The sequence below is a fragment of the Pusillimonas sp. genome, from assembly GCF_029263785.1.
Lineage (GTDB): Bacteria > Pseudomonadota > Gammaproteobacteria > Burkholderiales > Burkholderiaceae_B > Pusillimonas.
In genome coordinates this window covers 1-20,376 of sequence record NZ_JAJUFE010000043.1, presented here as the reverse complement: position 1 = coordinate 20,376, position 20,376 = coordinate 1, and the positions used below count along the sequence as shown (strand labels likewise).

At 56.9% G+C, this 20,376-nt stretch carries 15 protein-coding genes and 1 tRNA gene; 8 read left to right on the top strand and 8 right to left on the bottom strand.

Features of this window, described 5'->3' with window-relative positions; genetic code table 11:
- Nucleotides 1–273: 273 nt before the first annotated feature.
- Nucleotides 274–352 (bottom strand) — tRNA-Ile (locus tag Q1J88_RS10155).
- 190 nt (nucleotides 353–542) lie between these two features.
- Between Q1J88_RS10155 and Q1J88_RS10150 the strand changes: the two genes are divergently transcribed.
- On the top strand, nucleotides 543–752 hold the full coding sequence (locus Q1J88_RS10150; protein WP_301117543.1) for a hypothetical protein: 210 nt from the start codon (nucleotides 543–545) through the stop codon (nucleotides 750–752).
- A gap of 9 nt (nucleotides 753–761) precedes the next feature.
- On the opposite strand, the gene Q1J88_RS10145 is transcribed toward Q1J88_RS10150, so the two are convergent.
- Nucleotides 762–1,202 carry a hemerythrin domain-containing protein gene (locus Q1J88_RS10145; protein ID WP_301117542.1) on the bottom strand — a complete coding sequence of 147 codons (441 nt, stop codon included), beginning with the start codon at nucleotides 1,200–1,202 and terminating at the stop codon, nucleotides 762–764.
- Nucleotides 1,203–1,391: 189 nt separating this feature from the next.
- On the opposite strand from Q1J88_RS10145, the gene Q1J88_RS10140 reads away from it, so the two are divergent.
- Together Q1J88_RS10140 and pbpC are read left to right on the top strand one after the other, a co-directional pair.
- Complete coding sequence (locus Q1J88_RS10140; protein WP_301117541.1) at nucleotides 1,392–7,304, top strand: MG2 domain-containing protein; 5,913 nt, start codon at nucleotides 1,392–1,394, stop codon at nucleotides 7,302–7,304.
- Between the two features lie 34 nt (nucleotides 7,305–7,338).
- Nucleotides 7,339–9,525, top strand: coding sequence for a penicillin-binding protein 1C (pbpC, locus tag Q1J88_RS10135; protein WP_301117539.1), 2,187 nt, complete (start codon nucleotides 7,339–7,341; stop codon nucleotides 9,523–9,525).
- On the opposite strand, the gene Q1J88_RS10130 is transcribed toward pbpC, so the two are convergent.
- Nucleotides 9,522–9,695 carry a hypothetical protein gene (locus tag Q1J88_RS10130; RefSeq protein ID WP_301117538.1) on the bottom strand — a complete coding sequence of 58 codons (174 nt, stop codon included), beginning with the start codon at nucleotides 9,693–9,695 and terminating at the stop codon, nucleotides 9,522–9,524. The two genes, pbpC and Q1J88_RS10130, sit on opposite strands and share 4 nt — an antisense overlap.
- A 162-nt stretch (nucleotides 9,696–9,857) precedes the next feature.
- Between Q1J88_RS10130 and Q1J88_RS10125 the strand changes: the two genes are divergently transcribed.
- From Q1J88_RS10125 to Q1J88_RS10115, 3 genes are all read left to right on the top strand, one after another.
- The gene (locus Q1J88_RS10125; protein ID WP_301117537.1) at nucleotides 9,858–10,460 is read left to right on the top strand and encodes a hypothetical protein; all 603 of its coding nucleotides are present in this window, start codon (nucleotides 9,858–9,860) and stop codon (nucleotides 10,458–10,460) included.
- 96 nt (nucleotides 10,461–10,556) lie between these two features.
- Nucleotides 10,557–11,021 (top strand): hypothetical protein, encoded by a 465-nt coding sequence (locus Q1J88_RS10120; RefSeq protein ID WP_301117536.1) that lies wholly within the window; start codon nucleotides 10,557–10,559, stop codon nucleotides 11,019–11,021.
- A 127-nt stretch (nucleotides 11,022–11,148) separates the two neighbouring features.
- The gene (locus Q1J88_RS10115) at nucleotides 11,149–12,441 is read left to right on the top strand and encodes an aspartate carbamoyltransferase (RefSeq protein WP_301117535.1); all 1,293 of its coding nucleotides are present in this window, start codon (nucleotides 11,149–11,151) and stop codon (nucleotides 12,439–12,441) included.
- Nucleotides 12,442–12,485: 44 nt separating this feature from the next.
- Here Q1J88_RS10115 and Q1J88_RS10110 read toward each other — a convergent pair whose 3' ends face one another.
- The 4 genes from Q1J88_RS10110 to Q1J88_RS10095 all read right to left on the bottom strand — a co-directional run bounded on the left by Q1J88_RS10110 (nucleotide 12,486) and on the right by Q1J88_RS10095 (nucleotide 17,811).
- A complete protein-coding gene (locus Q1J88_RS10110; RefSeq protein ID WP_301117545.1) occupies nucleotides 12,486–13,391 on the bottom strand; it encodes a recombination-associated protein RdgC in 906 nt (301 codons plus the stop codon).
- A gap of 341 nt (nucleotides 13,392–13,732) precedes the next feature.
- Nucleotides 13,733–15,358 (bottom strand): MFS transporter, encoded by a 1,626-nt coding sequence (locus Q1J88_RS10105; RefSeq protein ID WP_301117544.1) that lies wholly within the window; start codon nucleotides 15,356–15,358, stop codon nucleotides 13,733–13,735.
- Nucleotides 15,359–15,645: 287 nt separating this feature from the next.
- Nucleotides 15,646–17,118: a sensor histidine kinase gene (locus tag Q1J88_RS10100; protein ID WP_301117534.1), complete on the bottom strand. Its 1,473-nt coding sequence runs from the start codon at nucleotides 17,116–17,118 to the stop codon at nucleotides 15,646–15,648.
- 6 nt (nucleotides 17,119–17,124) lie between these two features.
- A complete protein-coding gene (locus Q1J88_RS10095; RefSeq protein WP_301117533.1) occupies nucleotides 17,125–17,811 on the bottom strand; it encodes a response regulator transcription factor in 687 nt (228 codons plus the stop codon).
- 228 nt (nucleotides 17,812–18,039) lie between these two features.
- Between Q1J88_RS10095 and recA the strand changes: the two genes are divergently transcribed.
- Together recA and recX are read left to right on the top strand one after the other, a co-directional pair.
- On the top strand, nucleotides 18,040–19,122 hold the full coding sequence (recA, locus tag Q1J88_RS10090) for a recombinase RecA (RefSeq protein WP_301117531.1): 1,083 nt from the start codon (nucleotides 18,040–18,042) through the stop codon (nucleotides 19,120–19,122).
- A gap of 57 nt (nucleotides 19,123–19,179) precedes the next feature.
- Nucleotides 19,180–19,677 carry a recombination regulator RecX gene (gene recX / locus Q1J88_RS10085; RefSeq protein WP_301117530.1) on the top strand — a complete coding sequence of 166 codons (498 nt, stop codon included), beginning with the start codon at nucleotides 19,180–19,182 and terminating at the stop codon, nucleotides 19,675–19,677.
- A gap of 15 nt (nucleotides 19,678–19,692) precedes the next feature.
- Here the strand turns inward: recX and Q1J88_RS10080 are convergent.
- A partial coding sequence (locus Q1J88_RS10080; RefSeq protein ID WP_301117529.1) for a LysR substrate-binding domain-containing protein occupies nucleotides 19,693–20,376 on the bottom strand: 684 nt, incomplete at its 5' end.

The window sequence follows — 20,376 nt, the reverse complement described above, 5'->3', positions numbered from 1 at the left end:
GTATTTATAGGGCCCCAAGCTTTGGTGTAATGTGACCAGGTGCCGAATGCTCTCACACCGTGCGTATGGGTTTAGGAACTTTGAAAATTACCGGCTTAGGGTCTTGGCCCTGTGCGGTGGGATGGTGTAATGCTCCGTACTTGATGAGTGCCCTTCCCCCGATTATGGGGAAGAGCCCCAGAGCGTTTATGGGGTAGAGCCATGGGCATCCCCCGTTTATGGGGTAGAGCCCGGTGGGTTCCCGCAAGGCGTTGATTACGTTGAAGTATTCTGTGGTGCCCCCCCCGTGAGTCGAACACGGCACCAACGGATTATGAGTCCGCTGCTCTAACCAAGCATGAGCTAGAGGGGCAAGCCGGCAATTATGACATAAAAATGTTAAGTGGGCAGCAGGCTGGCGGCACTCAAACGCTTGCCTTCACACGGGTGTCATCGCGATGTGCTACGGTATACGCATGATCGTGGCAAGGTCGCAAACGCTCCCTGACCCACGAATTCAAACCATAACGAAGCCGAAATCATCGGCAACATCGAGGAGATCAATGTTGAAACGTTTGCTTTTTCATGCTCAGCAGCTGCATCAACGGCGCATGAGCGTTTTTTGGCTATTGCCCAAGCCACTGAGCGAAGACGACGAGTCTGCGATGGGCCAGTTGCGTTTGAAGTCTCTGCCCGAACATGAAGATCGCCCTCGCACCTTGCGAGAAATGTTCAGTGATCAGGAATACGACGAGAATGAGCGCCCGGGCTAAGACCCTTCATCAGGCTTCCAGGCCTCTGTGGTAATCATCCAGATACGGCTCGACCAGCGCCGTTTTCTGTTTTTCATTCAGGATTTTTCCGGCCATCTGGAAAAAAATCTGTTCTTCTTCATCCAGATGGTGCTCCACCTTTTCGGTAAGTTTCTTCGCCACTGCAAGCCATGCCGGACTTGAAGGATCGGTTTCTTCAAGTTCTTCAATCAGCTCATCGATTTCGTGATGTTCGGCGATGGCGTGTCGCGCAGCTTCGACCCCGGAATCGCTATCCATGATTGGAATGTAGAAGTGACGTTCTTCGGCGGTGGCATGGGCAGTAAGCACCGACTTGTAGTTTTCGAATAAATTGTTGCGCTGATCGGACGCGCCGCTTGTATTGAGGATCTGCGCCGCCAGATCACGTTGAAGATCGTGGTTCTCGCGAAGGGCTTCAAAGATATTCATGGTTCTGCCTTTTAGTTTTGCCTGATTCATCTTATGTAATCGGCCGTTAAGCAATTGACGTGCCTGCCAGTGGGTACGACACCCGTATCGATGGGCCAACCTTTGCCTACTTGCGCAGAATTCCTTTCATTCCTGAGAAAGGTTTGAGTACACTGCACTCAATTCACAATACTCGCACGAGGGGAAACCATGGGAAGGGGTGGTTTGTCGGCACTGGCGTTGGTGATGGCGTCTGCGTCTGCGTCGGTTTATGCAGCTCACATAACTCACTTCTCTCCTCAAGGAACTGTCGCGACGATAGAAAGCGTGCAGGCGACGTTCAATGAGCCTGTTATTGCTTTTGGAGACGCGCAGGCCCCAGCGCCTCTACGCATAAGCTGCAGTGATCCAGCACTGGTCGGTGATGGACGTTGGACTGACGCTCGCAACTGGACCTGGGTGTTCAGAACGCCACCCGGACCGGGAGTGCAATGCACGGCGACGCTCGAAAACAGTTTTCAGACGCTGAAGGGGAGCGCTCTTACCGGGAAGGCAACCTATACCTTCAGCACGGGCGGACCGCAGGTAGTCAGCAGGCAACCTTACGGCGATGTTATCGACGAAGACCAGGTTTTCATCCTGCAGTTCAACGGCGCTGTCGATCCCGCATCCTTGATAAAGCATTCTTACTGCAGCGTCCAAGGTCTGGGTGAGGCGGTACCGGTACGTCTGGTCGACGAACAATCGCAACGCAAGGCTGTTCTCGAGTCGGTCTACCTGTCAGATAGCGTCGGCGATGCATCAGTGCAACTGGTTCAGTGCAAGCGACTATTGCCCGCCGACGCACGCGTGCGTCTCGTGGTGGGTAAAGGGGTAGCTACGCCCAATGGTGTGGCATCGGCCAAACCGCACACTTTCAATTTCAAGGTCCGGCCTCCGTTCAAGGCGTCTGCCTCATGTCAACGAGAGAACGCCAAGGCAGACTGCTTGCCCGTGCTGCCGATTGTTGTGCGCTTCAACGCGCCGGTCGCTGCAGAGCACGCGGCGAAGGTACGCTTGGACATTGGCGGTGAAGAGGTTCTTCCGGATGCGGATGATCAGGGCGATACACAATCCCTGGTTCAGGAAGTTGTATTTTCGGGACCGTTCGAACCCGAAACCGAGGTGAAGGTTCAATTGCCCGCCGACCTGCAGGACGATGCCGGACGCCGGCTTTCCAACGCGAATCAGTTTCCGCTCACGATACGCACTGCGGCTTACCCCGCTCTCGTAAAGTTCGCCTCAGGCACCTTTGGCACGGTTGAGCGCTTTGCGAACGTGCCTCCGGATGGAAGCGAAGATGAATATCCACCTGCCGTGCCGCTGACGGTCCGGAGTGTTGAAGCTGAACTGCTGGCTCGCGATCTGAAACAGCCTCTGGGAACGGTGCGTGATTACGTGGCACGTGATGACGCGGAAATATTGCGCTGGTATGCGAGTTTGCAGCGGCTGGACGGGGGGCTGTGGACGCGTCAGCAAATACGACGTGTGCTCGCTGGCAAGGAGCCGGGTGAAGGCGGCAAGGACACCATTGATGTACGCGGTTATTCGCTGCTCCGTGGGCGTGAGAGCATCCGAACCCTCAAGCTGCCGGGTGCAAGTCAGGCCGATGAGCGGCCGATGGAAGTCATCGGCATTCCGTTGCCCGAGCCGGGCTTTCATGTGCTTGAAGTTGAATCGCCGCGGCTGGGCAAGGCGCTGCTGGATTCTGCATCGCCCATGTATGTACGTACGGGTGTGCTGGTTACCAATTTGGGCGTGCACCTGAAGCAGGGGCGCGACGATGCGCTGGTGTGGGTGACAACCTTGGACGACGGGCAGGTTGTTTCCGGGGCGGATATCCGGGTACTGGACTGTTCTGGACAGCTTTTGGCCGAAGGACGAACAGACGATAACGGGCTTTGGCATCATACGGAGGCCCTGGCGGCTCCAGATTATTGTGACGATACAGGCCTGAGTGGTCTATATGTATCGGCGCGTATTGACGAAGACCATCCTTTGGCACATGGAAAAAACGATTTTGCGTTTGTGCTGTCGGATTGGAATCGTGGCATGGAGTCCTGGCGATTCAATGTTCCGACGGATACAACACCCGAGCCGACGGTGGTGGCCCACACGGTGTTGGATCGCAGTCTTTTTCGCGCCGGCGAGAAGGTCTCGATGAAGCACTTCGTGCGAACCGAAACCCGGGACGGCCTGGGCCTGCCTTCCAGTGACGTCCTTCCTGACAAGCTGTCGATTGTCCATTCGGGTTCAGGTCAGAGCTTTGAGCAGGAACTGAGCTGGGAGCAGACGCCGTCAGGGGGGCTAAGCGCGTACAGTGAATTTGAGCTTGGCAGATCGGCGAAACTGGGTGAATACCTGGTCACCCTCGAACGTGAAGGTAACTACACTCCGCCTAGCGGTCGGTTCCGGGTCGAGGAGTTCAAGCTGCCTGTGCTGGGAGGCAGCCTCAAGATCAGCAATGACGAAGCGGAAAGGGTGCTTGTGGCTCCTGCCGCGTTAAACGCCGATATCCAGATTTCTTACGTCGCTGGTGGCGCTGCGGCAGGGCTTCCTGTCTCGCTGTCTGGAGTGATCCGGGACAAGTTTGTCAGCTTTTGGGACTACGAGGCTTATTCTTTTGAGGCGCCTCAAGCCCCCGAGCCTGAAGAACGAGACGGCCAACGACTGTTTCTGGACAAAATGCAGATGGTGCTGGACGACCAAGGCGGGACAAGGGCGCGAATCGATTCTCTGCCAGCCATCACACGACCCAGCGAACTTCGCCTGGAAGTCGGCTTTTCTGATCCGAACGGACAGGTCCAGACAATCAGCCAGGTGGTCACGGCGTGGCCGGCAGACGTAGTTGCGGGGATCCGGAGTGAAAGCTGGATTCAGCAGGGCAAACCTCTGGGGGTGGATGCGATTGCGGTCACGCCAGATGGGCAAGCGCAAGCCGGTGTCCAGATGGATGTTCGCGCCGTAGCACATAAAACCTATACCGTACGTCAACGCCTGGTCGGCGGTTTCTATAGTTACCAGCACGAGACCCGCAGCGACGACCTGGGTTCGGTCTGCAAGGGCACGACCGATGTGCGGGGCAGCCTGCACTGCGATATCACTATTGATCGCTCTGGATCGATAGAGCTCATCGCCACAGCAACCGACGAAAGAGGCCGGCGCAGCGAGGCGGCCACCCGTGTATGGCTCACTGGTACCGGAGAATTGTGGTTTGATGCCGGCAACGATGACCGCATTGACATTGTTCCGGCACAGAAGAACTACAAGCCGGGCGATACTGCCGAGTTCCAGGTACGCATGCCATTTCGCCAGGCCACTGCACTGGTAACGGTGGAGCGCGAGGGTGTGTTGCACTCCGAGATTGTTGAGCTCGATGGCAAGGACCCGCGCGTACGCATACCGGTGCGGCCTGAGTGGGGCCCCAATGTGTATGTGTCGGTGCTTGTGCTGCGTGGTCGATTGCATAAAGTACCTTGGTATTCCTTTTTCGATTGGGGTTGGAAACAGCCCGCGGCCTGGTTGAATACTTACCGGAATAAAGAGGCCTATCAGCCACCCACGGCACTGATCGATTTGTCGAAGCCGGCATTCCGGTTTGGCTTGACAGAAATTCGGGTGGACGACGGGCGGGCTCGACTGAAAGTCGAAGTGATTCCTGAACGGCAGCAATATCAGGTGCGTGAGGAAGCAAATGTGAAGCTTCGGGTGACGACGCCTGATGGGGCCCCTGCGGCTCATGCACAAGTGGCGTTTGTTGCCGTGGACGAGGCCTTGCTTGAACTGGCTTCCAACGGCAGCTGGAATGTCCTTGAGGCGATGGGCCAGCGCCGAAGTTACGGTGTGCAGACGGCAAGTGGACAGACGCAAGTAGTGGGGCGTCGTCACTACGGCCGCAAAGCCTTGCCTGCCGGGGGCGGAGGGGGCAAAAGTGCCACGCGCGAGCTGCTGGATACACTTTTGCTATGGGCGCCCCGGGTACAACTGGACGAACATGGCATGGCGACGGTCGTGGTTCCGCTTAACGATTCAATCAGCTCGTTCAGGCTTGTTGCCTTGGCCGACCACGGAGCTGGAAGTTTCGGCGAGGGATGGGCCAGCATCTCGGCAACCCAGGACTTGCAGCTCATATCCGGGTTACCCGCGCTGGTACGGCAAGGCGATTCCTACCTTGCCCAGGTGACCGTCAGGAACACGACAGCGCGAGACATGCGGGTTGATGTCGAAGCCAGTATCCCGGGTCAGGGGGAGGCGAAAGCGTCACTTCCACCGCAAACTGTGGAGTTGGCAGCGGGTAAAGCAGAGACTCTGGTGTGGAACGTGACGGCACCACAGGTAAATCAGGCCGATCCGAACGTCGAGCTACGGTGGGAGGTGCGAGCGATTGAGGTTGACGGGGGTGAAGCTTCAGACCGGCTCGCCGTGACTCAAATGCTCGCTCCTACGATTCCCGTGACAGTACATCAGGCCGCGCTGCATTCAGTAAGTGAAGCCAGCCCCTTGACGCTCGAATTTTCCGCCCCGGAGGGTGCTCAGACGGCGGACAATGGAACTGTGCGGGGAGGGCTGCAGATCACACTTCAATCCACCCTGGCTGGTGGACTGCCGGGAGTTGCCCAATGGTTTGCCGATTATCCGTATACCTGCCTCGAACAGCTTAGTTCGCGCGCCATCGGCATGCGTAGCGTCGATCAATGGAACACGTTGATGCAGACCCTGCCCGATTATCTGGATGACGATGGCTTGGCGCGGTATTTTCCGGGCGATGGTCAGGGCAGCGAGGTTTTGACGGCCTACCTGCTGTCGGTGAGTCATGAGGCAAAATCATTGGGCCTCGAGTTCACGATTCCGGAATCGTTTCGTGATGCCATGCGGCAGGGGCTTGTCGAGTTTGTTCACGGACGCCTGATGCGGCAACGATGGGCGCCCTCGAGCGACCTGCCTTTGCGCAAGTTACTTGTGCTTGAAGCCCTGGCTCGCGAAGGTGCCTTGCGACCGGCGATGCTCGACAGCATACAGATCGCTCCAGATCAGTGGCCGACTTCCTCTGTTATTGACTGGTTCTCGATCCTGAGCCGTGTTGCTGATATTCCTCATCGTGCCGAACGCCTGAATCAAGTGCAACAGATCCTGCGCGCCCGCATGCTGAATCGGGGTGGCGAGCTTGTATTTGCCGACCGTGATGAGCAATGGTGGCTGATGCGCAGCTCGACCACTGAAATGGCCAGGCTGCTAAGCCTGGTCGTCGAGCGTGAAGCATGGAAGGAAGCTGCGCCGCGGTTGGCTCAAGGTCTGCTGGGCATGCAAATCAATGGAGCCTGGCGTACAACCACCGAAAATCTGCTGTCGTTCCTGGCAATCGAAAAGTTCTCGCGAGTATTCGAAACGGCTCCGGTAAATGGACAATCCCGGATAGACATCAATGGGCATACCGTGGGCACCATTGACTGGGCGGCCGTGTCTTCCAATGCTGAGGTGTCCGGTACAGAGAAGGCCGATAAAGCGCGTCCTGACGGTGCGGACGAAAAGCAAGTTCTGGTGGGCTGGCCAGAGGCAGGGCAAAGCGTGCTGGACATTCATCAACGGGACCAGGGCAAGGTGTGGGTCTGGACTCGTTCGCTGGCGGCGGTGCCCATTGTGGAACCGCTCGTGGCGGGTTTTGAAGTCAGGCGAAAGATCACTCCGGTGGTGCAGCGCCGTTCAGATGTCTGGTCGGTGGGTGATATCTACCGCGTCACTCTTACTATTGATTCGCGCAGTCCGGTTGTATGGGCGGTCGTCACTGATCCGGTACCCGCGGGCGCAACGATTTTAGGTAGTGGCCTGGGTAGAGATTCAGCTATTGCATCGCAGGGCGAAGCAATGCCCCACGGTGCGTGGCCGAGCTATATTGAACGCCGTTTCGGCGAGTATCGGGCCTATTACGATTTTCTGCCACGGGGTACCTCTACAGTCGAATACACGGTGCGGCTGAACACGCCGGGCGAATTCCACTTGCCGCCAACCTATGTCGAGGCCTTGTATCAACCCGACGTACGAGGGGTTGTCCCGGCGGCCGGAACAATTCAGGTCGTCCCAGATTAGTTCTGTGGCGGGGCGACAAGAGCTACGATCGGGCATGAAGCCAAGAAGAACCGTCCGCACTTTTTTGCTACGCGTGGCAGCGGCGTTTGCCGTGGTCAGTGCGGCGCAGGCCGCCCCGTTGCTGGTGCCGGACTTTCATGACGTAAAGGAAGGGTATCGGGCGTCAGACGTGCTGGTCATGGACCGTAATGGCCTTCCGCTGCAACGGGTTCGTGCCGACTACACTGGCCGTCGTGGTGACTGGCTTGCCTTGCCCGAGATATCGCCAGCGCTGATCGAGGCGGTCATCCAGTCGGAAGACCGCCGGTTTCGCGATCATAACGGTGTTGATCCCCTGGCCTTGGCCTCTGCTGCGTGGTCCTTCGTATGGGGGGGAGCACGTCGGGGTGCATCGACGTTGACCATGCAGTTGGCGGGGCTCATCCAGGAAGAATATCAACGCCCTGCGGATGGGCGGGGCATTATTCAAAAACTGGATCAGGCCCTATTTGCACAGGCTATTGAACGACGCTGGGACAAAGCCCAGATACTCGAGGCTTACCTCAATCTCGTTCCGTTTCGTGGAGAATTGATTGGCGTTGATGCCGTGTCGCGCGTTATGTTCCAGAAGCACGCCAACGGCCTGGATGCGCGTGAGTCTGCATTGATTGCGGTGATGCTCCGTGGTCCCAACGTTGCGGTCGAACGGCTTGTTTCCCGTACGTGCAAATTGCTCAAACAACTGCGCGACACAACCGACTGCATTGGTCTGGATCTGTTCGTGAAATCAAAACTGAAGAATCGTTCGCGGCCCCTGTATGATCGCGACGGCCTGGTCCCGCATTTTTCGCGTTGGATAGTAGACAAGTTGCATCCTGAGGCGGGGCAGCGTGTGGCGACGTCCATCGACAAGATTTTGCAACAGGAAGTGCTGCGTATTGTCAACTCGCGGCTTCGGGAATTGGCGGACGCCCACGTTCGAGACGCAGCGGTGGTGGTGCTGGACAATCCAACGGGAGAAGTGCTTGCATATGTAGGCTCATCGGGTGCGTTATCCGATGCTCCGTGGGTTGACCACGCCATTGCTCATCGGCAGGCGGGCTCCACGCTAAAGCCTTTTCTTTATCAGCAGGCAATCGAAGAACAGCGGATTACGGCTGTGTCCCTGCTGGAAGACAGCCCGCTGAACCTGCCCACCGGAAACGGCCTGTATATTCCACGCAATTACGATGAAGGGTACTCCGGGTGGGTCAGTGCACGTACTGCACTGGCGTCTTCGCTCAACATCCCTGCGGTACGGGTGTTGACGATGGTAGGACCGGACGCCTTCCGTAATCGCCTTGTGGATCTGGGTTTGCCCCTGACCCGTGCGGGAGACTATTACGGATATAGTCTTGCACTGGGCAGCGCTGACGTCACCCTGGTTTCACTGACCAACGCCTACCGCAGTCTGGCCAATACGGGTCTATATTCGCCCGTTGGCCTGTTTCCAGGCATTGCCTTGCCGGTCCGTCGCGTCATGGACGAAGGGGCTGCATGGATAGTCGGCCACATGCTGTCCGATCCCAATGCCCGCGTCCGCACTTTCGGAGTTGACAGTCAGTTGGTGACGCCATTCTGGACTGCAGTCAAGACGGGAACCAGCAAGGACATGCGGGATAACTGGACAGTGGGGTGGTCAGAACAGTACACAGTAGGCGTATGGGCGGGCAACAGTGCCGGCCAGAGCATGCGGGATGTGTCGGGCGTGACAGGAGCCGGCCCAATCTGGCAGGACGTCATGAACTATCTGCATCGCAGGTCGGGCAGCCGAGCTCCTCAGGTGCCGGGCACGGTACGTGCTGGTACAGTGAAATTCGATAATGATCTTGAGCCTGTACGAACAGATTTTTTTCTGGGGGACACCGGAGTGTCGAACGTGACGATCGCGCCAGATGTGGGTGTGACGGACAGCGACTCTATTACCGTCGTCGCACCGGTGGATGGTGTGATTCTGGCTTTGGACCCCGATATTCCGCCAGCGAACCAGAAGCTCGTCTTTCGCGCATCGGTATCAGGGGGTGATCAGGCCTTGAGCTGGCGAATAGGACGCGAGGTTCTTCACGGTGACGAAGTGTACTGGCTGCCCAGGCCGGGCAAGCATCGGGTACAGCTTTTGGGAAGGGGTGAAGTGGTACTGGATACGATAAGGGTGGAAGTCAGGGGAGCGGCCGAGGCGTCCCCTGAACATGACGAGTCTTAGTTGGCTTGTGTGGCAACGGCAGCGTCATGCTGATGGAGCTCGCCGGTGCCCTTGACCATAACAATGGCGAAAATGACAATCCAGGCCAAAGTTACGATGCCAGTGACCAGGCCAGCTGAAAAACGGGGCTTATTGGAAGTTGTGTGATTGGTGTGTTTTGTATCAGCCACGAATGGGGTCTCCGCTGCGAGTTGAATGGGGGAAGCTACCGGCGGTACATGCCGGGTAACGTATCCTTGTAATTGAACCATAAATTGACAATTGTTGGCGTGCCTGTTTCGGGCTTCCTGTTAGAATTTTAACCTTGTAACAACCAGAAGAAGGGGTATTACATGAACGCAGTACGTACGTTGGGTCGAATTCTGTTGCCAGCGAGCTTTGTCTTGTTGGCAGCTTGCCAAACTGTGCCGGGTACGAAAACCACCGAGGCCGAACCCCAGGCTCCGGCCGAGACCTCGGTCCAGGCTAGCAGTCAGGGTGCGCCAGTGGCGGTTTTCCTGGCTGATACCGTCAGCCAGCAAGGCTGGACGCCCGTACAGATTCAGTCCGGCACGCTGTATGTGAACCCCCAGCCCGTCATCACCCGCGATGATCTCGTTGGCGTTCAGGCTGGAAGAAGCCAAGACGGCAAGGGCCTTCTGGCGCTGGGCCTGAATAACGTTGGTCAAAAGAAAATCAACGACATCACCACCCAGAACCCCAATAAGCGTCTTGCCCTGGTAGTAGGGCGCACCATGCTGGCCGCTCCAAGCTTCACCACCCCAGTAGATACCGACCAGTTGGTGTTTGCTGTTGGGACCGAACAAAATGCAGCAGCTGCGGCGCGTGCCATTGCGGGGGTCGATGAAGACGGTAACCCGATTGCTTCTCCCGCCGATCAGGGGGCACCGGCAGGTAATCAGGCTCCCGCCGCTGTAACGCCGGCAGGCAATTAATTTAACTGAATATCTGCGTTAATCTTCGCAGTATCCAGTTTTCCGGAGCGACACCCCATAAGCTGGAAGTAACCAGCAACTGGGGTGTCGGTTTTTATGGGAAATGAATATAAGGCGGTTCACGAGATAATTGACGAGCCGGGTTCATCGACCGCTGTGCGTGGGGACACCAGCATGCCACAAGTGCTGATGCTCGGATTCCGCTACCTGGCGTGGCTTAATGGCGTCGGGGTTCTCTTGATCGCATTAAGTGCGCTAGGGGTCATACCCACCGAGGTTCCCTCTTATTTGCTGCGTTTGCCGCTCATCGCTTTTCTTTGTGGCCTGGCGCTGACTGGCCTGGGATTGCTGTGGGTATATATGGTGCAGGCAAGCCTGTTGCTAAGAGCCCCCGCGCGGCGGCGCCACCATTGGCTGCCGGTGATATGTGTGCTGGGCTGTTACTGTGCGTCGATGGCTGTCTTTATTGTTGGATGCTGGATACTGGTGGGAATGGGCGGACTGGCGACAGATGGGTGGACACACGATTTCGGGTGGCTGCCATTGTTGTTCACAGGTTGAGACTTGAAACGCGCGGAGCATCCATTCCAAACGTTGGTTTTGGACATCGTTTGCTGCACGATTATTCCAGTTCTGTCTAATGCTGCCTTAAAATATACGCAAAGCGTACATTTTTTCAGGGGGCGTCATGTCGGTATCGCAACAAGTATTTCTTCGCGACGCAATGCGTCGACTCAATCTCACCCGTGACGTCTTCGCCGCGCGAATAGGCGTAAAGCGTCGGGCTCTCGACACCTGGTTGTTACCTGAAGGTTCGCAGGAAGCCCGGACCATGCCCGAAGTGGTCGCACGATTCGTCACCGAGATTGTCGAAAACGAAGCCCTGCTGCAAAAGTACGCGCAAAGCGCACAGTCGGGACCGCTACGAGATCGAATCGCATATAACGGTAAACATCAGCTCTTGTCGGTAGACCAGTTTTCTCGGGAATCGGTCGAAGAACTGTTCCGCGTTGCTGATTTGATGCAGCCAATCGCTCGCCGTCAGAAGGTGTCTCGCGTCCTCGAAGGGGCGGTTTTGGGAAATCTTTTTTTTGAGGCAAGTACCAGAACGCGTGTCAGTTTCGGAGCCGCCTTCTGCCGCTTGGGCGGTTCGGTATGCGACACCACCGGCTTCACCTTTTCGTCTATGGCAAAGGGCGAGTCCATCTACGACACAAGTCGGGTAATGAGTGGTTATGTCGATGCCCTGGTGGTACGCCACCCGGAGCAAGGCTCGGTGGCGGAGTTTGCTGACGCGACGAATATCCCGGTGATCAATGGTGGCGACGGCGCCGGCGAACATCCAAGCCAGGCATTGCTGGATCTGTACACGATCCTGACTGAATTCTCGCGCCTGGGCAAGTTGCTGGATGGTGCGCATGTCGCAATGGTTGGCGATCTCAAGTATGGCCGCACTGTGCATTCGCTAATCAAGTTGCTGGCGCTATACCGGGACCTGAAATTCACCCTGATCGCGCCCAAGGGGCTTGAGATGCCTGACTATATCCTTGAACAGGCGGGCAAGCGTGGTCATGTGATTGAGCAGACTACCTCTCTGGAACAAGGTCTGGCAGGTGCTGATGTAATTTATGCCACTCGGGTGCAAAAGGAGCGCTTCTCGGATGAACAGCTGGAAGGTTATACGGCCGACTTCCAGGTGAACAAGGCAATAATCGACCGTTACGCCAAGCCCGACACCATCATCATGCACCCTTTGCCACGCGACAGCCGCGAAGGGGCGCATGATCTGAGCGTCGACCTGAACAGCGACTCAAGGCTTGCTATCTTCCGGCAGGCCGACAACGGCATCCCCGTGCGGATGGCAATATTTGCCGTGCTGCTGGGCGTCGAAGGTCTGGTCCAGCATTCGATGCGCGACGTCACATGGAGCCCGCCATCTCATATTGGACCAGAAGACAGTATTTTTCACGGCATCGATTGACCGGGCGCCGGCCCTTTGCATTGCGCCCGGCTGCGTGAAAGCAGTTACGCCGCCATCTTCTTTTCGCCGCCGAGGGCGTCTACAAGATGGTTCAGCAATTGGGAAAGCTCACCTGTCATCAAGGCCAGGTCGGAGTCAAGCCGGTCCGCCTCGTTCAGCGCGGTCAGATCCTGATTTTCCTTGAGAACGTCCAGCGGGGCGACACGCTTGATATCAAGGTTGTCAGTCAATACAAATGACACGCGGTCTGCCCAGGTCATCGCCAGACGCGTGCATTGCTTGCCGGCCTGAACGTGCTTGCGCACGTCTTCGATATCGACGCTTTGTCGTACATAACGTACGGCGGCCCGACTTTCGCTGGTTGATCGCAGCTCGGTGTCTTGATCAATCGAAAAATTGACGGGTGGTTCATCTTCGATCAGCCAGTTGGTCATGCTGCTTGCCGGCGATTGCTCGACATACAGTTGAAGGACGGGGAAGGGGTCGATGGTTTTGGCCAACATGCCCAGTACCTCGTCGCTTTTAGCTGCAGCCGCCGCGTCGACGACCAGCCATCGATTTTGCGTATCGATCCAGACCTTGGTGTCACGGTACACGCTGAATGCTTTGGGAAGCAGCTCGTCGGTGACCTGTTCCTTCAGTTCTTTCAATTGCCGGCGGCCAGGCTTGAATCCCTGCTGTTCTTCGATTTCCAGTGCCTTGGCGCGGGTCACCTGATTAATCACAGTGCTTGGCAACAGCTTTTTTTCGGCGCGCAAACTGAGGAACACATGCCCTTGTACGGAGTAAGCCAACCCCGATCCTTCAAACGGGGGCACCCAGCCGAGCGTCTGCATCTCAAGGCTGTTGCCGGGCCGATAGGCTAATTTTTCAAGTGCGGTTTCCAGGGCGTCCAGCGAGACGGACCAGGAAGGAGCCAAACGAAAGACTTTCAGGTTTTTGAACCACATTATGGATAACAACTTATATAGGTCGGCAGGCGTCAAGGCCGCGAAACGGGGGCGACGCATGCGTCGGCCGCGTACGTAGCGCCGCCAGGCCTGCGGGTGAACGGAGCGTCGATTGTAGGGTGTTTTTCGTAGGCGCGGCGATGCGGTAAAAAAAGGCCCGAGTGCTAAGCACCGGGCCGATATAACACATCGGCACGCGCATACTACAGTTCGCGGGGCGCGCTATGCCGATGAGATAGGAGCAAGGGGCGGGTGGGCGTAACCCTTGGGCTTGGCGCCCGACCCTTGCTGTCTACGTTGCCGATTGTAGGGACTACACCTGACGCAGGCCTGAAAGAGAATCAGGCATTGATATCGTTGTGTCGGGTTTCTTTGACAAACAGCATCCCGATGACCAGTGACATGGCTGCGATGGCAATCGGATACCATAAGCCGTCGTAGATATTGCCGGTTGCCGCAACAATGGCGAAGGCGACGGGGGGCAGGAAGCCTCCGAACCATCCGTTACCGATGTGGTAGGGCAAACTCATCGACGTATAACGTATGCGTGTCGGGAACATCTCTACCAGCATTGCGGCTATCGGCCCATAAACCATGGTGACCAGGATAACCAGGAAGGTCAGCAGTACCACCACCATGAAATAGTTGATCTGGGTCGGGTCCGCTTTTGCCGGATATCCATGCCCTCGAATCGACTGTGTCAGTGCTTCACGCAGTTCCGTCGACTTTGCTGTGAACTCGGCTTTGCTCATGCCGCTGCCATCGAACGACGTGAATTCCTCATTGCCGATTCGCGCAACCGCGACAGAGCCGGCGGGCGCTGCCTCGTTGTTGTAGTTCACTGCATTGCTTGCCATGAATGCCTTCAAGATATCGCAGGAGCTCGTAAAGGACGCGGTACCCACCGGATTGAACTGGAAGGAGCAGGTAGCCGGGTCGGCCACGATTGTCACCGGTGCGGTGGCTTGCGCACGCTCCAGGGCCGGATTGGCAAAATGGGTGAGGCCTTTGAACACGGGGAAGTAAGCCAGTGCAGCAATCAGGCAGCCCGCCATAATTATGGGTTTACGACCGATCTTGTCGGACAGGGCTCCAAATACGATGAAGAATGGGGTACCCAGCAGCAGACCCAATGCAATGAGGATGTTTGCCGTATTGGCTTCAACGCCCAAGGTCTTGGTCAGGAAGAACAGGGCATAGAACTGCCCGGTGTACCAGACCACCGCCTGGCCGGCAGTCAGGCCCAGCAGTGCCAGTATGACAATGCGCAGGTTCTTCCATTGGCCAAACGATTCCTTTATGGGCGCTTTGGATTGCGTCCCTTCCTCTTTCATTTTCTTGAAAGCGGGAGACTCATTCAAGCGCATCCGGATCCACACGGAAATAATCAGCAGCACGGCTGAAATCAGGAAGGGAATTCGCCAGCCCCAATCCAGAAAGGCTTCTTCGCCCAATGCACTGCGGATTCCAAGGATTAGCAGCAGCGACAGGAAAAGTCCCATGGTGGCTGTGGTTTGGATCCAGCTCGTGTAAAAACCGCGTCGGTTTTGGGGGGCGTGCTCGGCAACATAGGTAGCGGCGCCACCATACTCGCCACCCAGGGCAAGACCTTGCAGCAGTCGCAGAATGATCAGGATAACGGGAGCCGCCAGACCAATGGAGGCATACGAAGGCAGGACGCCCACCAGAAAGGTGGAAAGGCCCATGATCAGGATGGTGATCAGAAAGGTATATTTGCGACCGACAAGGTCACCGAGGCGACCAAACACCAGTGCCCCGAATGGGCGCACGGCAAAACCTGCGGCGAAGGCGAGCAGGGCGAATATGAAACCAGCGGTGGGATTGACGCCCGAAAAAAAGTGCGTCGCAATGATTGCGGCCAGCGATCCGTATAGATAAAAGTCATACCACTCGAAAACAGTGCCCAGGGAAGAAGCAAAAATGACTCGTCTTTCTTCGGCAGTCATCGGGCGATTCGTGGCCGCCGGCGCGCCGGCGCTACGACTTGGTGGACCTGGGGGAATCGACGCAACAGTGTCTGTTGTGCTCATGGTGTCTCCTTAAGTTTGGCCGGGTTCGACTCTTGTTGTGCCCGCCGTGGGGATAGCGGATAGCCGTACGGTAGAAAACGAGCCTGACGTCAAACTTACGCAGACACAGCTAAAACACGGGTTTTTGTAAAGAAAGGTAAGCGATTTTTGTCTGCGCTTCGGCGGCGTTGCGAAAGGTGCGGGTGAGCTGGACAAGCAGTCGCCTACGTGTGGGTGGGGGTAACGCGACGAAATGAGACACGGAAGCAGGTAGTAGCGCCGCTACCAGGAGTGGGCTCCATCAGGATGACATGGGCCTTATGCTGGTCGGCGATCTCTTTCACGATGGATAAGCCCAGGCCACTGCCGTCGGCGCTGTTGCCCCAGACACGAAAGAAGCGATCAAAAATGCGATCGTGGTGTTCTGGTGCTATGCCCTGGCCGGAATCTTCGACCTCAATGGCGGCGGTATCGGCGTCGGCCAAGATTCGCACGGTGGCCCAGCCGCCTTGGGGTGTATAAAGCAGGGCGTTCTCGATGAGGTTGTTCAGCAGCTCGCCCAGCATCAGGCCGTGTCCTTGAATCCACACGGGATCGGACGCAGGTTCGAAGCCCAGATCGACACCATGTTGCATGGCGGTATCCACGCACTGCTGCGTCTGCCGTTCTGCGAACGCGTTCAATTCGATACGTTCAAGAACAAACAGCCCCGGACTGCTTGAGTGCTCGGCGCGGGTCAGGGCAAGGAGCTGATTGACCAGGCGCGTTGCCCGCTGAGCACCTTTTACCAGTTGCTCCAGACTTTCGCCCATTTTCTCGGGGTCCTTTTCGCGCAGGGCGAGTTCTGCCTGTGTTCGCATGCCTGCCAATGGAGTCTTGAGCTGGTGCGCAGCGTTTGAAACGAATCGTCGTTGGGTTTCGGTAGTGGCAGCAAGCTGTGCGAGCAGTTCGTTCATGGCGGCTACCAGAGGAGCAATTTCTGCCGGCGCAAGGTCTTCGTTGATCGGGGAAAGGTCGTTTGCGCGGCGGGCGCGGATCCGCTCTTGCAAGATGCTAAGAGGCTCCAGGCCCTGGGTCAGCCCCAGGCCCGCCAACAGCGCAGCCAGCGGCAACACGATAAGCTGCGGAGTCAGCATTCCGGTAAGAATATCTTGTTGCAATACACCGCGTCGATCGTTGGTTTCAGCCACCAGGGTTAAAAAAGACTCCCCCTGACGGTCGCGGGCACCCCATACATAGGCCACCCGTACGCTTTGTCCGTCTATCGTTTCGTTATGAAACTTGAACTTGTCCTTTTCGTAAGACCAGTTGTCGGGTAGCGGAATGGTCGCGTTTCCTGCCACGGAATCGCCGTTGGCGTCGCGGATCTGCCACCGCGCGGCGCGTCCGTTTTCTCCACTCAAGATCGTCAGCGCCGAGACGGAAAGCTCGACCCCCTTACGTACATCCTGCTGTTCTATTTCGTATTTGAGGAGGCGAAGGTGGTCGGTGAGTGTCCGGTCGTAGGGTGCATTCGCAATGTTCTGCGCAATGAAGTAGGTAATGACAATCCCGATGGACCACAGCAGGAACAATGGTCCGAACATCCAGATAAGGATCTTGCCAAGCAGTGTCTTGTTTTTTTGCGAGCGAACCTTTCTGCGTTCAAAGAATCGACGCAGGGCTGGACCGTTTTGAGTTGGGGCTGCGTCAGGCATGCGTTGCTAGGCCGCTATGGTATCGCTGGTGTCGGGTTCGAGGCAGTAACCCAGCCCGCGTATCGTGACGATGCGAGCCCCGCTGGGCTCCAGTTTCTTACGCAGCCGGTAAACGTATACCTCGATGGCATTGGTGGTGACTTCTTCGCCCCATTCACATAACAGATCGACCAATTGATGCTTGCTGATCATGCGGCCTGAACGGGAAAGGAATATTTCAAGGAGGCTGGTTTCGCGGGCGGAAAGCTCGAGCGGCTGATTGTCGATACGCGCCGTGCGCCCATTAAGGTCGAATGTCAGTTTCTTGTGACGCAGGATTGCCACACTGGTGCCCGCTGTGCGGCGGGTGAGTGCCCGGACCCGGGCTTCGAGTTCTGACAGGGCAAATGGTTTGGCCATGTAGTCGTCTGCACCCAGATCGAGGCCTTCCACACGTTGTTCAATGGAATCTGCGGCCGTTAAAATGAGCACGGGCAGGCCACTTTTTCGTTGCCTCAGCTGCCTCAAGACAGACAGGCCGTGCAAGCCGGGCAGATCGAGGTCGAGAATCAGCAGATCAAAGCTTTGCAGTTGCAAGGCAGAATCGGCGCTGGAACCGTCACTTACGACGTCGACGGCATAACCGTCGTAGCGCAAGGAGCGAGAAAGTCCATCCGCAAGAATACTATCGTCTTCGGCGATCAGGATTCGCATTGGCTGTGGCCCTGGAAGTCGCGGCGCTCATAAGAGGCGGGTTGCAAATTTAAATTCTGACACCCGTCATGTCGCTTGCCACTACGGGTTAATACGGCATTTTCTGGATATCTGTATTTTTATACAGTATAATTTGATGCCATAATCGCCCTCAACAGGCCGGGCCCGGAATCAATGCGGGCACGCCGTAACCAACACCTTTTTTGTTTTCTCAGCCAAAGGATCCGTATGGACGACAAACAAAGCAAAGCCGCCGCGGCCGAACGAAGCAAGGCGCTTGCCGCCGCCTTATCGCAAATCGACAAGCAGTTCGGCAAGGGGTCGGTAATGCGGTATGGCGACAACCAGGTCGAGCACAACATCCAGGTGGTGTCCACGGGCTCTTTGGGCCTTGATATTGCCCTTGGTGTCGGTGGCCTGCCCCGGGGGCGCGTCATCGAAATCTACGGGCCCGAATCCTCGGGCAAAACCACGCTTACCTTGCAGGTCATTGCCGAGATGCAAAAACTCGGAGGCACCTGTGCCTTCATCGATGCCGAGCACGCCCTTGATGTCCAGTACGCATCCAAGCTGGGGGTCAACCTGACAGATCTTCTCATCTCTCAGCCCGACACCGGCGAACAGGCTCTCGAAATCACCGACGCTCTGGTGCGTTCCGGGTCTGTCGATCTCATCGTCATCGACTCGGTAGCCGCGCTGGTACCCAAGGCCGAGATCGAAGGCGATATGGGCGATTCCTTGCCGGGTCTGCAGGCACGCCTCATGAGCCAGGCCCTGCGCAAACTCACGGCCAACATCAAGCGCGCCAACTGCATGGTCATCTTCATCAACCAGATCCGCATGAAGATCGGCGTCATGTTTGGCAACCCCGAAACTACAACCGGGGGTAATGCGCTCAAGTTCTATTCGTCCGTGCGTCTCGATATCCGTCGTATTGGTGCCATTAAAAAAGGCGACGAGGTCGTCGGTAACGAAACCCGGGTCAAGGTGGTCAAGAACAAGGTGGCCCCGCCATTCAAGCAGGCCGAGTTCGACATCATGTACGGCGCCGGCATCTCGCGTGAAGGCGAAATCATCGATCTGGGTGTCCAGGCCGGTGTGGTCGACAAAGCTGGTGCGTGGTACAGCTACAACGGTACGCGTATTGGCCAGGGTAAAGATAATGTGCGCGAGTTCCTCAAAGAAAATCCCCAGATGGCACTCGAAATCGAGAACAAGGTGCGCGAGCAGCTGGGTGTGGCGGCTCATGTAGGTGGGTCAGCCGCTCCAGTGCAGGCATCTGGCCCCGACGAAGACGAACTCGTCGAATAATTCCTTGCAACAGGGCTGCGGGCCCACTACTCGCGGCCCTTATTTCTGTGGTTGATGATGGCTGCCTTCGACGACGACGATTTCGAGCAATTGGCACCTAAGCCAAAACGTCCGGGGCCCTCGCTTAAAGCCAGGGCAATAGCCTTTTTATCGCGTCGCGAGCATTCTCGCTTCGAACTGGCTCGTAAGCTCAGCCCGCACGTCGACCCCAATAACCCCGATCAACTCAACAAATTGCTCGACGAGCTCGAGGCGGGCAACTGGCTTTCGAATACGCGATTTGCCCAAAGCCTGGTGCATCGACGCGCCGGGGGCAGGGGCACTGCTCTGGTCATGCAAGAGCTGCGCCAGCATGGTCTCGACGACGATCAACTGGTCGAAATTCGTCAACAACTACAAACGAGCGAAATCGAACGCGCTACAGAAGCGTGGCAGAAAAAATTCGGCACACCTCCCTCCGATCAAAAAGAGCACGCCCGCCAATTGCGATTCCTGGCGTCGCGGGGGTTCTCACCGCAATGCTTGCGTCAAATACTGGCCCAATACAAGGAATAACAGCCCAAGGCAAACCTAGCCTGTTTTTTGGGGGCGGGCGGCTTTTATGCCATTCAAGGTCTTGAAGCAGATTTCGTGTGCCTTTTCGATGAAGGCTTTCAGATAATGCGTGTCTGCATCTTCAGTGCGTACTGCCGCGTACAGTGTGCGCCATACGCCCTGTTCGCCCAGATGACACACACGTAGCCAACCTTGCCCCAGATATTCGGTCAAGGCCCAGTTGGGCAGGGCGGCAACCCCTCGCTGGCTGGCCACCAGTTGGGCAATCACCGGTGTCAGTTCGGCAGTTCGCAGCCCCGCCGGCTCGACGCCGGCGGGATCGAGAAAGGCGGTGAAGACATCCAGACGTTGTTTTTCAACCGGATACGTTATGAGTATTTGGTCTTCGAGCTGCCACGGCTCGATGAAACGATATTGCGCCAAGGGGTTGGCCGAAGCGACTGCAAGCACCAGCTCGTATTTGAACAATGGAAGATACTGCACCGCTTCGAGCGCTTGCGGATCGGATGTGATGACAACATCCAGGTCGCCGCGCACCAAGGCGGGCAGGGGGGCAAACGAGAAGGCCGCCGAAAGATCCAGCGTGACGTCCGGCCATTCCTGCCGGAAGGCGTCCATGGCGGGCATCAACCACTGAAAACATGAGTGGCATTCGATGGCCAGATGAAGACGCCCGGTTCGTCCGGCTGCCAGGCGCTG